Origin of the sequence: Serratia quinivorans, assembly GCF_946227985.1 — a bacterium.
Lineage (GTDB): Bacteria > Pseudomonadota > Gammaproteobacteria > Enterobacterales > Enterobacteriaceae > Serratia > Serratia quinivorans_A.
This window is the reverse complement of record NZ_CAMKGL010000003.1, coordinates 342,216-360,472: the sequence shown is the minus strand read 5'-3', so window position 1 is coordinate 360,472 and position 18,257 is coordinate 342,216. Positions and strand designations below refer to the sequence as shown.

Sequence of the window (18,257 nt, the reverse complement as noted above, 5' to 3'; positions counted from 1 at the left end):
CTTAACCTTACAACACCAAAAGTGTTTTGATTTGAGAGATTTTCAGCGAAGTTCCGAGATTGGTTCTGGTGGTCATGAGAATGACGGCCGAGAATGAAACAGAATTTGCCTGGCGGCAATAGCGCGGTGGTCCCACCTGACCCCATGCCGAACTCAGAAGTGAAACGCCGTAGCGCCGATGGTAGTGTGGGGTCTCCCCATGCGAGAGTAGGACACTGCCAGGCATCAAATTAGTGTGCTGATATGGCTCAGTTGGTAGAGCGCACCCTTGGTAAGGGTGAGGTCCCCAGTTCGACTCTGGGTATCAGCACCACTTTATTAAAGTGGGTTTAGAAGTTCGGCAAAAAGAATTAAAAGAATTTGCTTGGCGGCAATAGCGCGGTGGTCCCACCTGACCCCATGCCGAACTCAGAAGTGAAACGCCGTAGCGCCGATGGTAGTGTGGGGTCTCCCCATGCGAGAGTAGGACACTGCCAAGCATCAATTAAGCCAAGAGGCCATCCGCAAGGATGGCCTTTTTGCTTTGTGCCTTCCTAAAACGTACGGATCCTACCTTCTGCCAAGGCAATGAAACATTTTCACCTTCCGGTTGAACACTCGACATCCTGCTAAAAAAACGCTATCTTCGGGCATCTAGAAGTCTAAACGTTTAAACGGATGTGTGAGGGTTAAGCAATGCCGATTCGTGTTCCTGATGAGTTACCTGCAGTCAGTTTTTTGCGCAATGAGAATGTCTTTGTCATGGCATCCTCTCGGGCAAAAACACAGGAAATCAGGCCATTGAAAGTACTGATCCTCAACCTGATGCCAAAAAAGATCGAGACAGAAAACCAGTTTTTACGCCTGCTTTCCAACTCTCCGCTGCAAATCGACATTCAGCTGCTGCGTATTGACAGCCGTGAGTCAAAGAATACGCCGGCGGAGCATCTGAATAACTTTTACTGTGATTTTGAGGATATTCAGGATGAGAATTTCGACGGATTGATTGTCACCGGGGCACCGCTGGGGCTGGTCGATTTCTGTGACGTTGCCTACTGGCCACAGATCGAACGGGTGATTGACTGGGCCAAGAATCACGTCACCTCCACGCTGTTTGTATGCTGGGCGGTGCAGGCGGCATTGAACATTCTGTATGGTATTCCGAAGATGACGCGCGAAGTGAAACTGTCGGGGGTTTATCAGCACCAGACGCTGCAGCAGCACGCCTTGCTGACTCGCGGTTTTGATGAGACCTTCCTCGCGCCTCACTCACGCTATGCAGACTTCCCTACGGAGATTATCCGCCAGTATACGGATCTGGATATCCTGGCCGAATCAGAGCAAACCGGGGCCTATTTGTTCGCCAGTAAGGACAAGCGGCTGGCATTTGTGACCGGCCACCCGGAGTATGATGCCCTAACGCTGGCCGGTGAGTATTGTCGCGATAACGATGCCGGTCTTAATCCTGTGGTACCGCTGAATTACTTCCCCGATGATAACCCCGAACTCACCCCCAAAGCCTCCTGGCGCAGCCATGGTCATCTGCTGTTTGCCAACTGGCTCAACTACTACGTTTACCAGATCACACCATACGATCTGCGTCATATGAATCCGACTCTCGAGTAACTTTTTTCCCTCGTCGGCGGCTGAATCGAGGCCGCCGATGTCATATCTTCCCCATCTGTCTTCCTCATTCCCCCCTCTTTTTTAGTAAAAACCATTGCCTTACAACTAGTTAAATTCATTTCACCTCTGTTGTGGAACCGGTTTCCTTAACGGTGTCTATTGTTATGTTTATTAACCAATTGATAATAAAAGGTTAATGAAATATTTTTTAATAAAATGGAAATGGTTTTTGATTTTTATTTTTAGTTGAGTATTCTTAGATCCAGAGAGAAGAGATCTGACCAGTTGAGGATCGTTTTATACGCCCTGATCCACACTGATTTTTGATGAAGATGCGTCGGCTTAATGGCAACGGCGGTGCGCAACGATAGGAAGGAGCAAGACCATGACGCAACAGATAGTAGGCACGGAATTAACCTTTACGCAGGGTTTTAGCGCTGCTGAACGGCAGGTGTTGACGGATGACGCAGTCGAATTCCTGACGGAACTGGTGAGTAAATTTACTCCACAGCGCAACAAACTGTTGGCTGCGCGTGCCTGCTGGCAGCAGAAGATCGATCAAGGCGATCTTCCAGACTTCATTTCGGAAACTGATTCCATTCGCAATGGTAAGTGGTCGATCCGTGGCATTCCAGAGGATCTTCGCGACCGCCGGGTGGAAATAACCGGTCCGGTTGAACGCAAGATGGTCATCAACGCCCTGAACGCTAATGTGAAGGTGTTTATGGCTGACTTCGAAGACTCACTGGCACCGAGCTGGGACAAAGTCATCGACGGCCAAATCAATTTGCATGACGCGGTGAACGGCACCATTTCTTACACCAATGAAGCCGGCAAGATTTATCAGTTGAAGCCGAACCCGGCGGTATTGATTGCTCGCGTACGCGGCCTGCATTTGCCGGAAAAACACGTGCAGTGGCAGGGGGAAGCGATTCCCGGCGGCCTGTTCGATTTTGCGTTGTATTTCTTCCACAACTACCGTCAACTGCTGGCCAAGGGCAGCGGTCCTTATTTCTACCTGCCAAAAACCCAGTCCTGGCAGGAGGCGGCCTGGTGGAGCGAAGTCTTCAGCTTTGCGGAGGATCGCTTCTCCCTGCCACGCGGCACGATTAAAGCCACGGTGCTGATCGAAACGCTGCCGGCGGTATTCCAGATGGACGAGATCCTGTACCACCTGCGCGATCATATCGTCGGTTTGAACTGCGGCCGTTGGGATTACATCTTCAGCTATATCAAGACGCTGAAAAATCATGCTGACCGGGTATTGCCGGATCGTCAGTCGGTCACCATGGACAAGTCATTCCTTAGCGCCTATTCCCGGTTGTTGATCAAGACCTGCCACAAGCGCGGTGCCTTTGCCATGGGCGGTATGGCGGCATTTATCCCGAGTAAAGATGCCGAAAAAAATGCCTGGGTGCTGAACAAGGTGCGGGCGGATAAAGAGCTGGAGGCCAATAACGGCCACGACGGTACCTGGGTGGCCCATCCAGGGCTGGCGGATACCGTAATGGAAGTCTTCAGCCGGGTGCTCGGTGAGCGGCGTAACCAGCTGGAAGTGCTGCGTGAAAACGACGCGCCAATCAGTGCTGCGCAGTTGCTGGAACCTTGTGACGGTGAGCGCACCGAAGCCGGCATGCGCGCCAATATCCGCGTGGCGGTGCAGTACATCGAAGCCTGGATCTCCGGCAATGGCTGCGTGCCGATTTATGGCCTGATGGAAGATGCGGCGACGGCGGAAATTTCCCGTACCTCTATCTGGCAGTGGATCCACCATGAAAAGAGCCTGAGCGATGGCCAACTGGTCACCAAGGCGCTGTTCCGTCAGATGCTGAAAGAAGAAATGTTGGTAGTACGTGAAGAGTTGGGTGAGGCACGCTTTAACGCCGGCCGCTTCGAAGAAGCTGCGCGCCTGATGGAGCGTATCACTACGCAAGACGAATTAATCGATTTCCTGACGTTACCGGGCTATGAGCTGTTGGCCTGAATCCGTTCCTGACCATTAACCCTAAATTATTGAAAAGGATAAAAATTATGTCTACCTCTCGTGCTCAACAGATTCAACAACTGGAACAGGAATGGAAATCGGCTCGCTGGGAAGGCATCACCCGCCCGTACAGTGCGGAAGACGTCATTAACCTGCGCGGTTCGGTTAACCCGGTTTGCACCCTGGCACAGAACGGTGCCGCCAAACTGTGGGAACTGCTGCACGGTAAATCTCGCAAAGGCTACGTCAACAGTCTGGGGGCGCTGACCGGCGGCCAGGCGCTGCAGCAGGCCAAGGCCGGCATCGAAGCAATTTACCTGTCCGGCTGGCAGGTAGCGGCGGATGCCAACACGGCGTCTGCGATGTACCCGGACCAGTCGCTGTACCCGGTTGACTCTGTACCGGCCGTGGTTGAGCGCATTAATAATACCTTCCGCCGTGCCGATCAGATCCAGTGGGCCAACAAAATTGAACCGGGCAGCAAGGGCTACACCGACTACTTTCTGCCAATCGTCGCCGATGCCGAAGCCGGGTTTGGTGGCGTGCTGAATGCCTTCGAACTGATGAAGGCGATGATTGAAGCCGGTGCTGCCGGGGTGCACTTCGAAGACCAACTGGCGGCGGTGAAAAAATGCGGTCATATGGGTGGCAAAGTGCTGGTGCCGACCCAGGAAGCGATCCAGAAATTGGTTGCTGCGCGTCTGGCAGCGGATGTACTCGGCGTGCCGACGCTGGTTATTGCGCGTACCGATGCTGATGCTGCCGATTTGCTGACTTCTGACTGTGACCCGTACGATCGCGAATTTGTGTCCGGTGAGCGCACTGCTGAAGGTTTCTTCCGCACCCATGCCGGTGTTGAGCAGGCGATCAGCCGTGGACTGGCCTATTGCCCTTACGCTGACCTGGTGTGGTGCGAAACCTCCACGCCTGATCTGCAGGCAGCCAAGCGCTTTGCCGATGCAATCCATGCCAAATTCCCGGGCAAACTGCTGGCGTACAACTGCTCGCCGTCATTCAACTGGAAAAAGAACCTGGACGACCAGACGATTGCTCGCTTCCAGGAAGAGCTGTCAGCGATGGGTTACAAGTACCAGTTCATCACGCTGGCGGGCATCCACAGCATGTGGTTCAACATGTTTGACCTGGCGCATGCCTATGCGCAGGGTGAGGGCATGAAGCACTACGTCGAGAAAGTGCAGCAGCCGGAATTCGACGCCGTGGCTCGCGGTTATACCTTTGCCTCACACCAACAGGAAGTGGGTACCGGTTATTTCGACAAGGTGACCACCATTATTCAGGGCGGTGCTTCCTCAGTGACGGCATTGACCGGTTCTACGGAAGAACAGCAGTTCTGATACTGCCACGCGTAAACCAGGGCCTGCTTATGCAGGCTCTCTTTTCTGGCGAGAGGTAAGGATGGCGGCAAAACTGGAGCTGTTGATCGCGCAGACGATCCTGCAGGGCTTTGATGCACAGTACGGCCGCTTCCTGGAGGTGACCGCCGGTGCGCAGCAGCGTTTTGAGCGGGCGGACTGGCCGGCAGTACAGCAGGCGATGAAAAAACGAATCCACCTGTATGATCATCACGTCGGCCTGGTGGTAGAGCAACTGAAGTGCATCACCGGGCAACAGTATTTTGATGCAGACTTCCCAAGTCGGGTGAAGGCGGTGTATACCGATCTGCTGCCGGAGTACCCACGTTTTGAGATTGCCGAAAGCTTCTTCAATTCGGTCTACTGTCGGCTGTTCAGACATCGCGATCTGACGCCGGAAAAACTGTTTGTTTTCAGCTCTCAGCCGGAAGGACGCTTTCGCGACATCCCGCGTCCATTATCACGCGATTTCACCGCCAACGGTGACGTTTCGGCAATGTTGTACAACCTGCTGACCGATTTGCCTCTGCGGTTGCCGTGGGAAAATTTATCGCGCGATATTGATTACATTACGTTGGCATTGCTGCAGAGCTTCAGCGCGCAGCAATTGGCAGGCGCGACGTTCCAGATCGCCAATGAGCTGTTTTACCGCAACAAGGCGGCCTGGCTGGTAGGGAAATTGCGTGTAGCAGACCGGGTCTATCCTTTCCTGCTGCCGATCCATCACAGTGATTCCGGTGCCTTGTTTATTGATACCTGCCTGACCAGCAAGGCCGAGGCCAGCATCGTATTCGGCTTCGCCCGCTCCTACTTTATGGTTTACGCACCTCTGCCGGCGGCAATGGTCGAGTGGCTGCGTGAAATACTGCCGGGCAAAACCACCGCCGAGCTGTATATGGCGATTGGTTGCCAGAAGCACGGAAAAACAGAATGTTACCGTGAGTATCTGACGTTTATGAGCGGCTCTCAGGAGCAGTTCATCATCGCACCGGGGGTGAAGGGCATGGTGATGCTGGTGTTTACCCTGCCGTCTTTCGATCGGGTATTCAAGGTGATTAAGGATGAGTTTGCGCCACAAAAAGAGGTCACGCAGGCGCAGGTGATGGCCTGCTACCAACTGGTGAAAGAACACGATCGCGTAGGGCGCATGGCGGATACCCAGGAGTACGAAAACTTTGTCGTCGACAAGGCGCGTCTCAGTCCAGAGCTGCTGGCTGAGCTGCAGCGTGAGGTGCCGGATAAGCTGGAGGATCTGGGCGATCGTATCGCGATCAGGCATCTGTATATGGAACGACGCATGACGCCGCTGAATCTATATCTGGAACAGGCCGATGAACAGCAGATGCGCGACGCGATAGAAGAATACGGTAACGCCATCAAGCAACTGGCCGCCGCCAATATTTTCCCCGGCGATATGCTGTTCAAAAACTTTGGTGTGACCCGGCACGGGCGGGTGGTGTTCTACGACTACGATGAGATTTGCTACATGACTGAGGTCAACTTCCGCGATATTCCGCCACCGCGTTATCCGGAAGATGAGTTGGCCAGCGAACCCTGGTACAGCGTATCGCCCAATGACGTCTTCCCGGAGGAGTTCAGGCACTTTCTGTGTGGAGATCGGCGCATCCGGCAGGTGTTTGAAGAGATGCATCGTGACCTGTTCGAGGCCGATTATTGGCGCGGGTTGCAACAGCGTATCCGCGATGGGCATGTGGAGGACGTGTTTGCTTACCGCAAAAAACGGCGTTTTAGCCAGCGTAGTGGCGCAGCGCTGCCCGCGACATCGGCTACGGCATAAGGGCGCGGTTGATTACCGCGCCCGGCAAGATTACGCTTTCGCACCCGCAACGGCGGCGCGCGCCAATTCGGTAATGCGCGCGTAGTCCCCGCTTTCCAGTGCATCTGCCGGTACCAGCCAGGAGCCGCCGATGCACAGCACGCTTTTCAGCGCCAGATAATCGCGGTAGTTGTTCGGTGAGATGCCGCCGGTTGGGCAGAAGCGCACCTGCGGGAAGGGGCCGCTGATGGCCTGCAGCGCTTTCACGCCGCCGTTGGCTTCAGCCGGGAAGAATTTAAACTCACGCAGGCCGTGATCCATGCCCAGCATCAGTTCCGACACGGTGCAAATACCGGGAATTAACGGAATAGACCCGGCCGTGGCCGCTTTCAGCAGATCGGCGGTCAGGCCTGGGCTGATGGCGAACTGTGCGCCGGCGTCGGTCACTTCCTGCAGTTGCTGTGGATTAATGACGGTACCGGCACCGATAATCGCGTCCGGCACTTCTTTGGCAATCGCACGGATCGCGTCCATCGCGCAGGCGGTGCGCAGTGTCACTTCCAATACCCGCACACCCCCGGCGACCAGGGCTTTCGCCAACGGCACCGCATGTTCCAGTTTGTTGATGACGATCACCGGGACGACCGGTCCGGCCATCAGGATCTTTTCTGCGCTTGTCTTCCAATTGTTCATTAACGGTTTTCTCCAGTTATGGCCGCCGCCGTCGGGCTGTACGGCCATGCTATCGGTTAAAATTTAATGCAGCAGGCGCCCTGTTCGGCACCGGAAAGCTGGCTGCGCAAGGCGCCGAACAGTTCACGGCCACAGCCGACATGTTCTGCGCTCAGGTCGGGTTGATAAGGTGCGCGCTGGGCCAGCATGTCGGCATCGACCAACAGGGCCAGCTCGCCAGTGCGGCCATTTACGCGGATCAGGTCGCCGTTTTGCACCTTGGCCAGCATGCCACCGGTGTAGGCTTCCGGGGTCACGTGAATGGCGGACGGAACCTTGCCGGAAGCGCCGGACAGGCGGCCATCGGTCACCAGTGCCACTTTAAAGCCGCGGTCCATCAATACGCCCAACGGCGGCATCAGTTTGTGCAGTTCCGGCATGCCATTGGCCTGCGGTCCCTGGAAGCGCACCACCACCACACAATCGCGATCCAGTTTGCCGGCTTCAAACGCCGGTACGATGTCATGCTGGCTTTCAAATACCACCGCCGGCGCTTCGATAATCTGGTTTTCAGCGGGGACTGCCGAGGTTTTCATTACCGCCCGTCCGAGATTGCCTGCCAGCACCTTGGTACCGCCATGGTGCTCGAAAGGCTCGGCCACGCTGGCGATAACCTTGGCGTCGAGTGACGCTTCCGTGCCTTCACGCCAGGCCAGTTGGCCATTATCCAGCCAGGGCTCCTGGGTGTAGCGCGTCAGGCCAAAACCGGCCACGGTATGCACGTCTTCGTGCAGCAGGCCGTGTTTCAACAGCTCGCGTACCACCAGAGCGACGCCGCCCGAGGCCTGGAATTGGTTGATATCCGCCGGGCCGTTCGGATAGATGCGGCATAACAATGGCACCGCGTCCGACAGTTCGGAGAAATCATCCCAGTTGATAATGATGCCGGCGGCGCGAGCCATTGCCACCATGTGCATGGTCAGATTGGTGGAGCCACCGGTAGCTAACAGCGCAACGATACCGTTCACCACCACCTTCTCATCCACCAGTCGGCCGATCGGCAGATAGTTGCCGGCGGTTTCGGTCAGGCGAGTGACCTGACGTGCGGCCGCGTCGGTCAATGCATCGCGCAGCGGTGTATCCGGGTGGACGAAAGAGGCACCCGGCAGGTGTAGCCCCATCACTTCCATCACCATTTGGTTGGTGTTGGCGGTGCCGTAGAAAGTGCAGGTACCGATGCCATGGTAGGAGGCGGCCTCAGCCTCCAGCAGTGCCAGACGGTCGGCCTTGCCTTCGGCATACAGTTGGCGCACCCGGACTTTCTCTTTGTTCGGCAAGCCGCTGCTCATCGGGCCCGCGGGGACAAACAGCGACGGCAAATGGCCGAAGGACAGGGCGGACATCACCAGTCCCGGCACGATCTTGTCACAGATGCCGAGGAACAACGCGCCGTCGAACATATTGTGCGACAGGCCGATGGCAGACGACATGGCGATCACGTCACGACTCATCAGCGACAGTTCCATGCCGTCCTGTCCTTGAGTCACACCGTCGCACATCGCCGGGACGCCACCGGCCACCTGGCCGACAGCCCCTACCGCGTGCAGTGCCTGTTTAAGCTTTTGCGGGTAGCTTTCGTAGGGCTGGTGGGCGGACAACATGTCGTTATAAGCGGTAATGATGGCGATATCGCTGCGCACCATATTTTTCAGCGCAGTTTTGTCATCCGGCTGGCAGGCGGCAAAGCCATGGGCCAGGTTACCGCAGGCCAACTGGGCCCGATGTACGGTTTGTGAACGCGCGGCTTCAATACGTGCCAGATAGGCGGCGCGGCTTGATTTGGAACGGTCGATAATGCGTTGTGTGACACGGGATAGGGTTGGATTAATCATACCTTCCTCACATGCTATTTGTTATAGACGCCGCCTGTGGCGGTGCCCCCGGTGGTGAATTGCAGCCCTGATGTGCAAGGCCGGGGGCGCTGTTATGTCTTTATGATGTTTTAAAACAGGGTGAAAGCAATCATGCCTATGATGCCGCCCACGCTACCCAGAATGGTTTCCATCACCGTCCAGGTTTTGAGCGTTTGCAGCTCATTGGCACCGGTAAACTTGCCGAACAGCCAGAAACCGGCGTCGTTGACGTGACTGAGTACGATAGACCCACCGGCAATACAGATAGCCAGCGCGGCCAGTTGTCCGCCGCCAAGCCCCAGTTGGCTGGTGACCGGTAACACCAGGCCGACGGTGGTCAGACAGGCCACGGTGGCAGATCCCTGAATCACTCGTACCATGGCGGACAGCACAAAGGCCGCGACGGCGATCGGCAGACCGGTGCCGATCATGGCGTCACCCAATGCTGGGCCGACGCCGGAATCCACCAAAATCTGCTTGAAGACGCCACCGGCCCCGGTCATCAGCAGAATGATCCCGGCGGGCTGCACTGCCGCAGAGCAGATGGCCAGTGTTTGCTCGTTGGTCATGCCACGGGGTTTCGCCAGGCCATAAATCACGATCAAACAAGCGACTAAAATGGCGATAAACGGGTGACCAATAAACTCCAGCCATTGTTGTAACTGTGAACCAGGCGTGACCAGGCGGGCGCCAATGGTTTTCATGCCGACCAAAACCAGTGGGCAGAGTACCAGCGCCAGGCTAAGGCCAAATGACGGCAGTTTGGCGGTGTTCAGCGCCGGTTCGTTTTCATCCGCCGGCATTGACCAATTAACATAGCGGCTGATAAAGCTGCCGTATAATGGGCCTGCAATCAGCATGCCGAGCACCGCGGCGACCAGCCCGATGGCAATCATCCAGCCAAAGTCGGCCTTCATTTGAGAGGCCAGCAGCATCGGTACCGGCCCCGGCAGCAAGAATGAAGCGGCGGCGGCGACGCCGGCAAACAGCGGGATGGCCAGCTTAACGATGTTGCCGTCGGTGCGGCGCGCCACGGCAAACACGATGCCGATCAGCAGCACCACGGCCACGTCAAAGAACAGCGGTAGAGCACAGATCAAACCGGCAATGCCGAGCGCGTAATGGGCCTTGCTTTGGCCGAAACGTTTCAGCAAATGTGCCGCAATTTGATCCAGCGCACCGACTTCATGCAGTATCTTGCCAAACATCGCTCCCAGCGCCACCACGATCGCCAGGAAGCCCAGCGTATCGCCCATGCCTTTTTGCATGGTATCGGCAATGCGATCCAGCGGCATGCCGGAGAAGATCCCGGCAGCGATAGACACCAGCATTAATGCGACGAAGGCGTGCATACGCGCCTTCATCACCAGAAACAGCAATAAGAGAACAGAGCCGACTGCGGTACCGACCAGCGTTACAGTATTCACGCGCACACGTCCTGTGGCAGGAAGCTTTGGATATGTTTCACCGTATCGGCGATCACGCCTTCCAGCGGCTGGTTGATGTCCACGGACATCACGTCGTTCTCGTCTGCGCCCGGTTGTTCCAGTGCGGCAAACTGTGTTACCAACATCTGTGGTTTGAAGAAGTGGCCGTTGCGGGCCGCCAGGCGGGCTTCAATTACCGGGAAGTCACCGTGCAGGTAGATGAACGACAGGTTACCGTTACCGGCACGCAGGCGATCGCGGTAGTGTTTCTTCAGCGCCGAACAGACGATAACCGAAACATTATTGGTACGCTGCATGGCGAAGGCGGCGTCGTTGAGTGCGGCCAACCAAGGGGCACGATCGTCATCATTCAGCGGTTCGCCGGCGGCCATTTTCAAGATATTACTGCGCGGGTGCAGAAAATCACCGTCGAGGAACCCGGCAGACAGTTGGCGGGCCGCTGCGGCAGCCACAGCGGATTTTCCGCTGCCGGAAACGCCCATAATGACGTAAATGCGGTTTTGATTATTGGTCATGGCTTAGCTCCAAAACGATGAGAGACGTTACCTTATTCGATTTGTTACCGGTAACATGTTATCGGTAACATTGTCGAAGGAACTTTCGCCGGTTGCAATGGGCTTTAGCAGCCAGGATCGTTATCTGTGATCGGCTTCAAGTTTTTATTGGGGGAGGGAAACAGGATCGGTACCGCGTTTTACATGCTGACAACAGTAAAGGATAAGGGGCAGGGTGCAGAAACTGCACCCTTGGCAAGAGGGCTATGCTTAACGCACGCCGCCATATTCCAGACTGATCTCTTTTGCCGCGTGGATCACCAACGCGCCCAGCTCAGTCACGCGGTTATCGGTGATGCGAGAGACCGGGCCGGAGATGGAGATGGCGGCGAAGGCTTCACGGTGCTCGTCGAAGATGCAGGCTGCTACGCAGCGCAGGCCGAGCGCATGTTCTTCGTCGTCAAAGGAAAAGCCCTGCTTGCGAATTTGCGCCAACCCTTCCTTCAGGTTGTGTGGCGTCAGGGTATGCTGGGTATAGGTTTGCATGCCCTTTTTATGCAGCAGTTTGGTGACCTGCTCATCCGGCAGGGTGGAAAGAAAGGCTTTCCCCGCGCCGGAAGCGTGCATCGGCAGTTTACCGCCGATCGGTGCCGACATGCGCATTAACGCGGTGCACTGTACCTGATCGATAATAATGGCCTGATACTCGCTGGTATCCAGCACCGCCAGATTGACCGTTTCGCCGGACTCTTCCATCAGGCGACGTAGCGTTGGGTGCACCATCGCCAGCAGATTACGGCTCTGCAAAAAGCTGCTGCCGACCACAAAGGCGTGTGAGCCGATGGTCCACAGACCCAGATCGCCCACCTGCCGCACGAACCCCTGCTGCTGCATGGTGGTGAGCAGGCGGTGAGTCGTGGAGTTCGGCAAGCCGGCCTGTTGGGCCAGATCGGTTAGCGCGACATTGCCCTGAGCTTCGGCAATGTATTCCAATAATTTCAGACCACGGGTCAGCGACTGTACCTGGCCGGTCGCCGCACTGGCGGTCGGGGATGCAGCACGGGGCTTTTTGCCACGTTTGGCAGGAGCAGGGGTGACCATAATTCACGTTCCTTTTTCCGTATGATGGAATTCATTTTCGTTTTTTACGTGTGAATTGCAAGCCGTCAATCAGCTCATCGGATCTGTTATCCGCCAACCTGAAAAACTCTCAATTAGCGCCAACCACACCTGTGCTAGGATGGCTCGTTGGTTTTTGCAGCAGTTGAGCGATGGGCTGGATCGGTAATTGAAGGGGTTACAGTGACAAATCGAGTAGAACAACTGCGCCGGCAGTTAGCGCAGAGAATTTTAGTGTTGGACGGCGGCATGGGCACCATGATCCAGAGCTATCGTCTGGAAGAGCGTGACTTTCGTGGCGAGCGTTTTGCCGACTGGCAGAGCGATCTGAAAGGCAATAATGACCTGCTGGTGCTAACCAAACCGGAAGTGATCACCGCCATCCACTACGGCTACCTGGAAGCGGGGGCCGACATTCTCGAAACCAATACCTTCAACTCCACGTCCATCGCCATGGCCGACTACCATATGGAGTCGCTGTCCGCCGAGATTAACTATCAGGCCGCCTGTCTGGCGCGCACCTGTGCCGATGAATGGACCGCACGCACGCCGGAAAAGCCGCGTTATGTGGCCGGGGTACTGGGCCCGACCAACCGCACCGCTTCTATTTCACCGAACGTCAACGATCCGGCGTTCCGTAATGTTTCTTTCGATGAGCTGGTGGAAGCCTACCGCGAATCAACGCGTGCGCTGGTGGAAGGCGGCGTCGATCTGATCATGATCGAAACCATCTTCGATACCCTGAACGCCAAAGCCGCCGCCTTTGCGGTGGAAACCGAATTTGAAGCCCTGGGCGTGGCGTTGCCGATCATGATTTCCGGCACCATCACCGATGCCTCCGGTCGTACCCTGTCGGGCCAGACCACCGAAGCCTTCTATAACTCGATGCGTCACGTCAAGCCGCTGAGCTTTGGCCTGAACTGTGCGCTGGGCCCGGACGAACTGCGCCAATACGTTTCTGAGCTGTCGCGTATCTCGGAAAGCTACGTCACCGCTCACCCCAACGCCGGGTTACCCAACGCCTTCGGCGAATACGATCTGGACGCGCAAGAAATGGCGAAACAGGTCGGTGAGTGGGCGCAGGCGGGCTTCCTGAACATTATTGGTGGCTGCTGCGGCACCACGCCGGAACACATTGCCGCGATGGTCAAGGCCGTAGCGGGCGTCCCCCCGCGCCAACTGCCGGAGATCCCGGTCGCCTGCCGCCTGGCCGGCCTTGAGCCGTTGAATATTGACGCCAAAACGCTGTTCGTCAACGTAGGCGAGCGTACCAACGTCACCGGTTCCGCCCGCTTTAAGCGGCTGATCAAAGAAGAGAAATACAGCGAAGCGCTGGACGTTGCCCGCCAGCAGGTGGAAAGCGGCGCACAGATTATCGATATCAACATGGATGAGGGGATGCTCGACGCCGAAGCTGCGATGGTGCGTTTCCTCAACCTGATCGCCGGTGAGCCGGATATTGCCCGCGTGCCGATCATGATCGACTCCTCAAAATGGTCGGTGATCGAGAAAGGCCTGAAGTGTATTCAGGGCAAAGGCATCGTTAACTCGATCTCGATGAAAGAGGGCGAAGAGGCCTTTATTCACCACGCCAAGCTGGTGCGCCGCTACGGTGCTGCGGTAGTGGTGATGGCATTTGACGAGGTCGGCCAGGCGGATACCCGCGAGCGCAAGTTCGAGATATGTCGCCGTGCCTATAAAATCCTGACCGAGCGCGTCGGCTTCCCGCCGGAAGACATTATTTTCGACCCGAATATTTTTGCCGTCGCCACCGGTATTGATGAACATAACAACTATGCCGTCGACTTTATCGAAGCCTGTGCCGATATCAAAACCCACCTGCCGCATGCGATGATTTCCGGCGGGGTGTCCAACGTGTCGTTCTCATTCCGCGGTAACGATCCGGTGCGTGAGGCGATCCACGCGGTATTCCTGTATCACGCGATCCGCAATGGCATGGATATGGGCATCGTTAACGCCGGGCAGTTGGCGATCTACGACGATCTGAGCGCCGAACTGCGCGATGCGGTGGAAGATGTGATCCTCAACCGCCGCAACGACGGCACTGAGCGCCTGCTGGAGCTGGCAGAAAAATACCGTGGCAGTAAAGATAACGAAGTGGCGGTGCAGCAGGCGGAGTGGCGTGGCTGGCCGGTCGAAAAGCGGCTGGAATATTCGCTGGTCAAAGGCATTACCGAGTTTATCGAGCTGGATACGGAAGAAGCGCGCCAGCGGGCGGATCGCCCGATCGAAGTGATCGAAGGGCCGCTGATGGCAGGCATGAACGTGGTCGGTGACCTGTTCGGCGAAGGCAAGATGTTCCTGCCGCAGGTGGTGAAATCCGCCCGGGTGATGAAGCAGGCGGTGGCCTATCTGGAGCCGTACATCGAGGCCAGCAAAGAGAAAGGCACGACGGCGGGGAAAATCCTGCTGGCGACGGTGAAGGGCGACGTGCACGACATCGGTAAAAACATCGTCGGCGTGGTGCTGCAGTGCAACAATTACGAAATTGTCGATTTGGGCGTGATGGTGCCGACGGAGAAAATCCTGAAAACCGCGCGTGAACAAAACGTCGATATCATCGGCCTGTCGGGGCTGATTACCCCGTCGCTGGACGAGATGGTCAACGTGGCTAAAGAGATGGAGCGTCAGGGCTTTACCCTGCCGTTGCTGATCGGCGGGGCCACGACTTCTAAGGCCCATACCGCAGTGAAGATTGAGCAAAATTACAGTGGTTCAACCACCTACGTGCAAAATGCCTCACGGACCGTGGGGGTGGTGTCGGCACTGCTTTCCGCCACCCAACGCGATGATTTTGTAGCGCGTACCCGTAAAGAATATGAAACCGTGCGTATCCAGCACGCGCGTAAAAAGCCGCGTACCCCACCGGTCAGCCTGCAAAAAGCGCGCGATAACGCCATGGTGCTGGATTGGGAAAATTACCAGCCGCCGGTGCCGAAACGGTTGGGCGTTTACCCGGTTGAAGCCGGTATAGAAACGCTGCGTCATTACATCGACTGGACGCCGTTCTTTATGACCTGGTCGCTGGCGGGTAAATACCCGCGCATTCTGGAAGATGAAGTGGTGGGTGAAGAGGCCAAACGGCTGTTCGCCGATGCCAACCAGATGCTGGACATGCTGGCGGCCAACGGCAGCCTCAACCCGCGCGGTGTCTATGGCCTGTTCCCGGCCAACCGCGTTGGTGACGATGTGGAGGTGTACCGCGACGAAAACCGTGATGAGGTGCTGGTGGTCAGCCGCCACCTGCGTCAACAGACGGAAAAAACCGACTTCCCGAACTACTGTCTGGCGGACTTTGTCGCGCCGAAAAGCAGCGGCAAGGCCGACTACTTCGGCGCCTTCGCGGTGACCGGCGGTCTGGAAGAGGATGACCTGGCGGCGGCCTATGATGCGCAGCACGATGATTACAATAAAATCATGGTGAAGGCGCTGTCGGATCGTCTGGCGGAGGCTTTCGCCGAGTACCTGCACGAGCAGGTGCGCAAGCTGCACTGGGGCTTCGCGACTGAAGAGAACCTGAGCAACGAAGAGCTGATCCGCGAAAATTATCAGGGCATCCGTCCGGCTCCGGGCTATCCGGCCTGCCCGGAACACACCGAGAAAGCGGAAATCTGGCGCCTGCTGGATGTGAACCGGCACACAGGTATGGTGTTGACCGAATCCTTCGCCATGTGGCCGGGGGCGGCGGTGTCCGGCTGGTACTTCAGCCATCCGCAGAGCAAGTATTTTGCGGTAGCCCAGCTCCAGCGCGATCAGGTGGAAGACTATGCGGCGCGTAAGGGCATGAGCGTCAGTGAGGTTGAACGCTGGCTGGCACCCAACCTCGGCTACGACGCCGACTGATTATCCTTCTTTAGGGGCGCGGCTTGCCGCGCCCCTGTCATTGCGCCTCCACGTCAATGTGCAGCGCGTCGTAACGCCAATATTCCAAATCACAATCAATCACCCGATCGTGCTGATCGCGGTTAACCCGGGTAATAAACAGCGCCGGGCTGCCGTAGGTCACTTTCAGCATGGTGGCCGCCTCCTGCGGCAGCAGGGTGGGCAGCATATCGAAACGCACCCGCCCATAACGAATGCCGTAGCGTTCGGCGTACAGCCCGGTCAGCGACTGGGTTAAATCTTCGTCCAGGATACCGGCAAAATAGGCGGGATTGAGGTAGTGCTCGCAGTACAACACGGCACGACCGTCGATATAGCGCAGCCGACGAATGCGGTAGACCTCGCTACCGGGGGGCAGACTCAGCCGTTGGCACAGGCTGCCATACAGCGGCAGCGTGGTGGCATCTATCACTTCGGTATGGGCATCGCGGCCCTGCTGCTGCGCCATGGCGTGAAAATGGCTGCGTTGCAACGGGTTGTACACCAGCCGGGGCGGCGAAATAAACCAGCCCCGCCTGACCTGACGGTAAATCACTCCCTGCGCCTCCAACTGGCCGAGCGCTTCCTGCAGCGTAATGCGGGTGGTGGAAAACTGTTCGCTCAGGGCTCGCTCGGAAGGCAGTTTGCCGTCGGCGTTGAACTCCCCACCGGCGATACGGGCGGTCAGCGTCCGGCAGATCGCCGCCACCGTGGTCGGTACATCATTCATGCACAGTTGCCCCAATTGAGTGCGCTTTGCCCCGCTAAAGGTAGACCAACGCAAGCTACGGCGACGCCCGAATGCAATAAAAATGCTGCTTTTTTAGACTGACATATAATTATCACATTCGTCCGTTAGATTGGCTTGGTTCTTGCTGGACTAGTCCAGCCACTTCCACACTACCACCCGGAGCATCAGTTATGAAACGTTTGTGCGCTTCTGTGTTAACCAGTGCCATTATCCTGTCCAGCCAAGCGAGCTGGGCTGCCGATTCCGATCTGGCGGCGCTGGCACAGGCTGCCAAGAAGGAAGGGGAAGTCAACAGCGTCGGCATGCCGGACAGCTGGGCCAACTGGAAAGACACCTGGCAGGATCTATTGAGCAAGTACGGCCTGAAGCATGCCGATACCGACATGAGTTCGGCGCAGGAAATCGCCAAGTTCGATGCCGAAAAGAGCAACGCTACGGCGGATATCGGTGATGTGGGCGCAGCATTCGGCCCGATCGCGGTACAAAAAGGGGTGACCCAGCCGTATAAGCCATCCACCTGGGATCAGGTGCCTGACTGGGCGAAAGACAAAGACGGTCATTGGGCGCTGGCCTATACCGGCACCATTGCTTTCATCATCAACAAGCAACAGGTGAAAGCGATCCCGCATAGCTGGGCGGATCTGTTGAAAGGAACTTATCAGGTCACTATTGGTGACGTGGGTACCGCCTCGCAGGCGGCCAGCGGCGTATTGGCGGCAACTTACGCCATGGGCGGCAATGAGAAGAACCTGAAGCCGGGCCTGGAATTCTTCGGCAAGCTGGCGAAAGCCGGACGTCTGAGCCTGAGCAACCCGGTGATCGCCTCACTGGAAAAAGGCGAAGTGCAGGTCGGTGTAGTCTGGGACTTTAACGGCCTTAACTACCGTGACCAGATCGACAAAACCCGCTTTGAAGTGCTGATCCCGTCCGACGGCTCAATCACCTCCGGCTACACCACCATCATCAACAAATACGCCAAGCACCCGAACGCCGCCAAACTGGCGCGTGAATACATCTTCTCCGACGCCGGCCAGATCAACCTGGCGCGTGGCTACGCCCGTCCCATCCGTGCCGAACATCTGACGCTGCCGGACGATGTCAAAGCCAAGCTGCTGCCGGCCGAACAATATAAAAATGCTCATCCAATCGCCGATCCGGCGGCCTGGGAGCAAAGCGCCAAAACGCTGCCGCGCCAGTGGCAGGAAAACGTCATTATGTTTATGCAGCAGTGAGTTAAGC

12 protein-coding genes, 1 tRNA gene and 2 rRNA genes are annotated in these 18,257 nt (G+C 56.7%); 9 read left to right on the top strand and 6 right to left on the bottom strand.

Annotation, left to right across the window (positions count from 1 at the left end):
- The first annotated feature begins 108 nt into the window (after positions 1–108).
- From rrf (OCH02_RS13080) to aceK, 7 genes are all read left to right on the top strand, one after another.
- Positions 109–224 (top strand): 5S ribosomal RNA (gene rrf, locus OCH02_RS13080).
- Between the two features lie 13 nt (positions 225–237).
- Positions 238–313 (top strand) — tRNA-Thr (locus OCH02_RS13075).
- Positions 314–363: 50 nt separating this feature from the next.
- Positions 364–479: ribosomal RNA gene (gene rrf / locus OCH02_RS13070) — 5S ribosomal RNA — on the top strand.
- 196 nt (positions 480–675) lie between these two features.
- Entirely contained in the window at positions 676–1,605 is a 930-nt protein-coding gene (gene metA / locus OCH02_RS13065) for a homoserine O-succinyltransferase (RefSeq protein ID WP_012147198.1), read from the top strand.
- A gap of 385 nt (positions 1,606–1,990) precedes the next feature.
- The gene (gene aceB / locus OCH02_RS13060) at positions 1,991–3,589 is read left to right on the top strand and encodes a malate synthase A (protein WP_261431617.1); all 1,599 of its coding nucleotides are present in this window, start codon (positions 1,991–1,993) and stop codon (positions 3,587–3,589) included.
- A 47-nt stretch (positions 3,590–3,636) separates the two neighbouring features.
- Positions 3,637–4,944, top strand: a complete 1,308-nt coding sequence (gene aceA / locus OCH02_RS13055) for an isocitrate lyase (RefSeq protein ID WP_261112413.1) — start codon at positions 3,637–3,639, stop codon at positions 4,942–4,944.
- A gap of 61 nt (positions 4,945–5,005) precedes the next feature.
- Positions 5,006–6,760: a bifunctional isocitrate dehydrogenase kinase/phosphatase gene (gene aceK / locus OCH02_RS13050; RefSeq protein ID WP_261431616.1), complete on the top strand. Its 1,755-nt coding sequence runs from the start codon at positions 5,006–5,008 to the stop codon at positions 6,758–6,760.
- Between the two features lie 30 nt (positions 6,761–6,790).
- Here the strand turns inward: aceK and OCH02_RS13045 are convergent, their stop codons facing one another.
- The 5 genes from OCH02_RS13045 to iclR all read right to left on the bottom strand — a co-directional run bounded on the left by OCH02_RS13045 (position 6,791) and on the right by iclR (position 12,367).
- The gene (locus OCH02_RS13045) at positions 6,791–7,432 is read right to left on the bottom strand and encodes a bifunctional 4-hydroxy-2-oxoglutarate aldolase/2-dehydro-3-deoxy-phosphogluconate aldolase (protein ID WP_261431615.1); all 642 of its coding nucleotides are present in this window, start codon (positions 7,430–7,432) and stop codon (positions 6,791–6,793) included.
- A gap of 56 nt (positions 7,433–7,488) precedes the next feature.
- On the bottom strand, positions 7,489–9,303 hold the full coding sequence (gene edd, locus OCH02_RS13040; protein ID WP_261431613.1) for a phosphogluconate dehydratase: 1,815 nt from the start codon (positions 9,301–9,303) through the stop codon (positions 7,489–7,491).
- A gap of 110 nt (positions 9,304–9,413) precedes the next feature.
- Positions 9,414–10,751, bottom strand: coding sequence for a gluconate transporter (gntU, locus tag OCH02_RS13035; protein WP_153858788.1), 1,338 nt, complete (start codon positions 10,749–10,751; stop codon positions 9,414–9,416).
- The gene (gntK, locus tag OCH02_RS13030; protein WP_261431611.1) at positions 10,748–11,287 is read right to left on the bottom strand and encodes a gluconokinase; all 540 of its coding nucleotides are present in this window, start codon (positions 11,285–11,287) and stop codon (positions 10,748–10,750) included. Before gntK ends, gntU begins: the two co-directional genes overlap by 4 nt.
- Positions 11,288–11,536: 249 nt before the next feature.
- Positions 11,537–12,367 carry a glyoxylate bypass operon transcriptional repressor IclR gene (iclR, locus tag OCH02_RS13025; protein WP_012147185.1) on the bottom strand — a complete coding sequence of 277 codons (831 nt, stop codon included), beginning with the start codon at positions 12,365–12,367 and terminating at the stop codon, positions 11,537–11,539.
- Between the two features lie 186 nt (positions 12,368–12,553).
- Here iclR and metH point away from each other — a divergent pair, with 186 nt between their 5' ends.
- Complete coding sequence (metH, locus tag OCH02_RS13020) at positions 12,554–16,249, top strand: methionine synthase (RefSeq protein WP_410001257.1); 3,696 nt, start codon at positions 12,554–12,556, stop codon at positions 16,247–16,249.
- A gap of 37 nt (positions 16,250–16,286) precedes the next feature.
- Here the strand turns inward: metH and OCH02_RS13015 are convergent, their stop codons facing one another.
- Positions 16,287–16,997, bottom strand: a complete 711-nt coding sequence (locus OCH02_RS13015; protein ID WP_261431609.1) for a UTRA domain-containing protein — start codon at positions 16,995–16,997, stop codon at positions 16,287–16,289.
- Between the two features lie 191 nt (positions 16,998–17,188).
- Between OCH02_RS13015 and OCH02_RS13010 the strand changes: the two genes are divergently transcribed.
- Positions 17,189–18,250: an ABC transporter substrate-binding protein gene (locus tag OCH02_RS13010; RefSeq protein WP_261431608.1), complete on the top strand. Its 1,062-nt coding sequence runs from the start codon at positions 17,189–17,191 to the stop codon at positions 18,248–18,250.
- Positions 18,251–18,257 lie beyond the last annotated feature (7 nt).

What these genes read in the sequence shown, in the direction of transcription:
- edd (WP_261431613.1), bottom strand. Translation starts at nt 9,303, where the DNA reads ATGATTAATCCAACCCTATCCCGTGTCACACAACGCATTATCGACCGT.
- aceB (WP_261431617.1), top strand. Translation starts at nt 1,991, where the DNA reads ATGACGCAACAGATAGTAGGCACGGAATTAACCTTTACGCAGGGTTTT.
- OCH02_RS13015 (WP_261431609.1), bottom strand. Translation starts at nt 16,997, where the DNA reads ATGAATGATGTACCGACCACGGTGGCGGCGATCTGCCGGACGCTGACC.
- aceA (WP_261112413.1), top strand. Translation starts at nt 3,637, where the DNA reads ATGTCTACCTCTCGTGCTCAACAGATTCAACAACTGGAACAGGAATGG.
- iclR (WP_012147185.1), bottom strand. Translation starts at nt 12,367, where the DNA reads ATGGTCACCCCTGCTCCTGCCAAACGTGGCAAAAAGCCCCGTGCTGCA.
- metA (WP_012147198.1), top strand. Translation starts at nt 676, where the DNA reads ATGCCGATTCGTGTTCCTGATGAGTTACCTGCAGTCAGTTTTTTGCGC.
- aceK (WP_261431616.1), top strand. Translation starts at nt 5,006, where the DNA reads ATGGCGGCAAAACTGGAGCTGTTGATCGCGCAGACGATCCTGCAGGGC.
- OCH02_RS13010 (WP_261431608.1), top strand. Translation starts at nt 17,189, where the DNA reads ATGAAACGTTTGTGCGCTTCTGTGTTAACCAGTGCCATTATCCTGTCC.
- OCH02_RS13045 (WP_261431615.1), bottom strand. Translation starts at nt 7,432, where the DNA reads ATGAACAATTGGAAGACAAGCGCAGAAAAGATCCTGATGGCCGGACCG.
- gntK (WP_261431611.1), bottom strand. Translation starts at nt 11,287, where the DNA reads ATGACCAATAATCAAAACCGCATTTACGTCATTATGGGCGTTTCCGGC.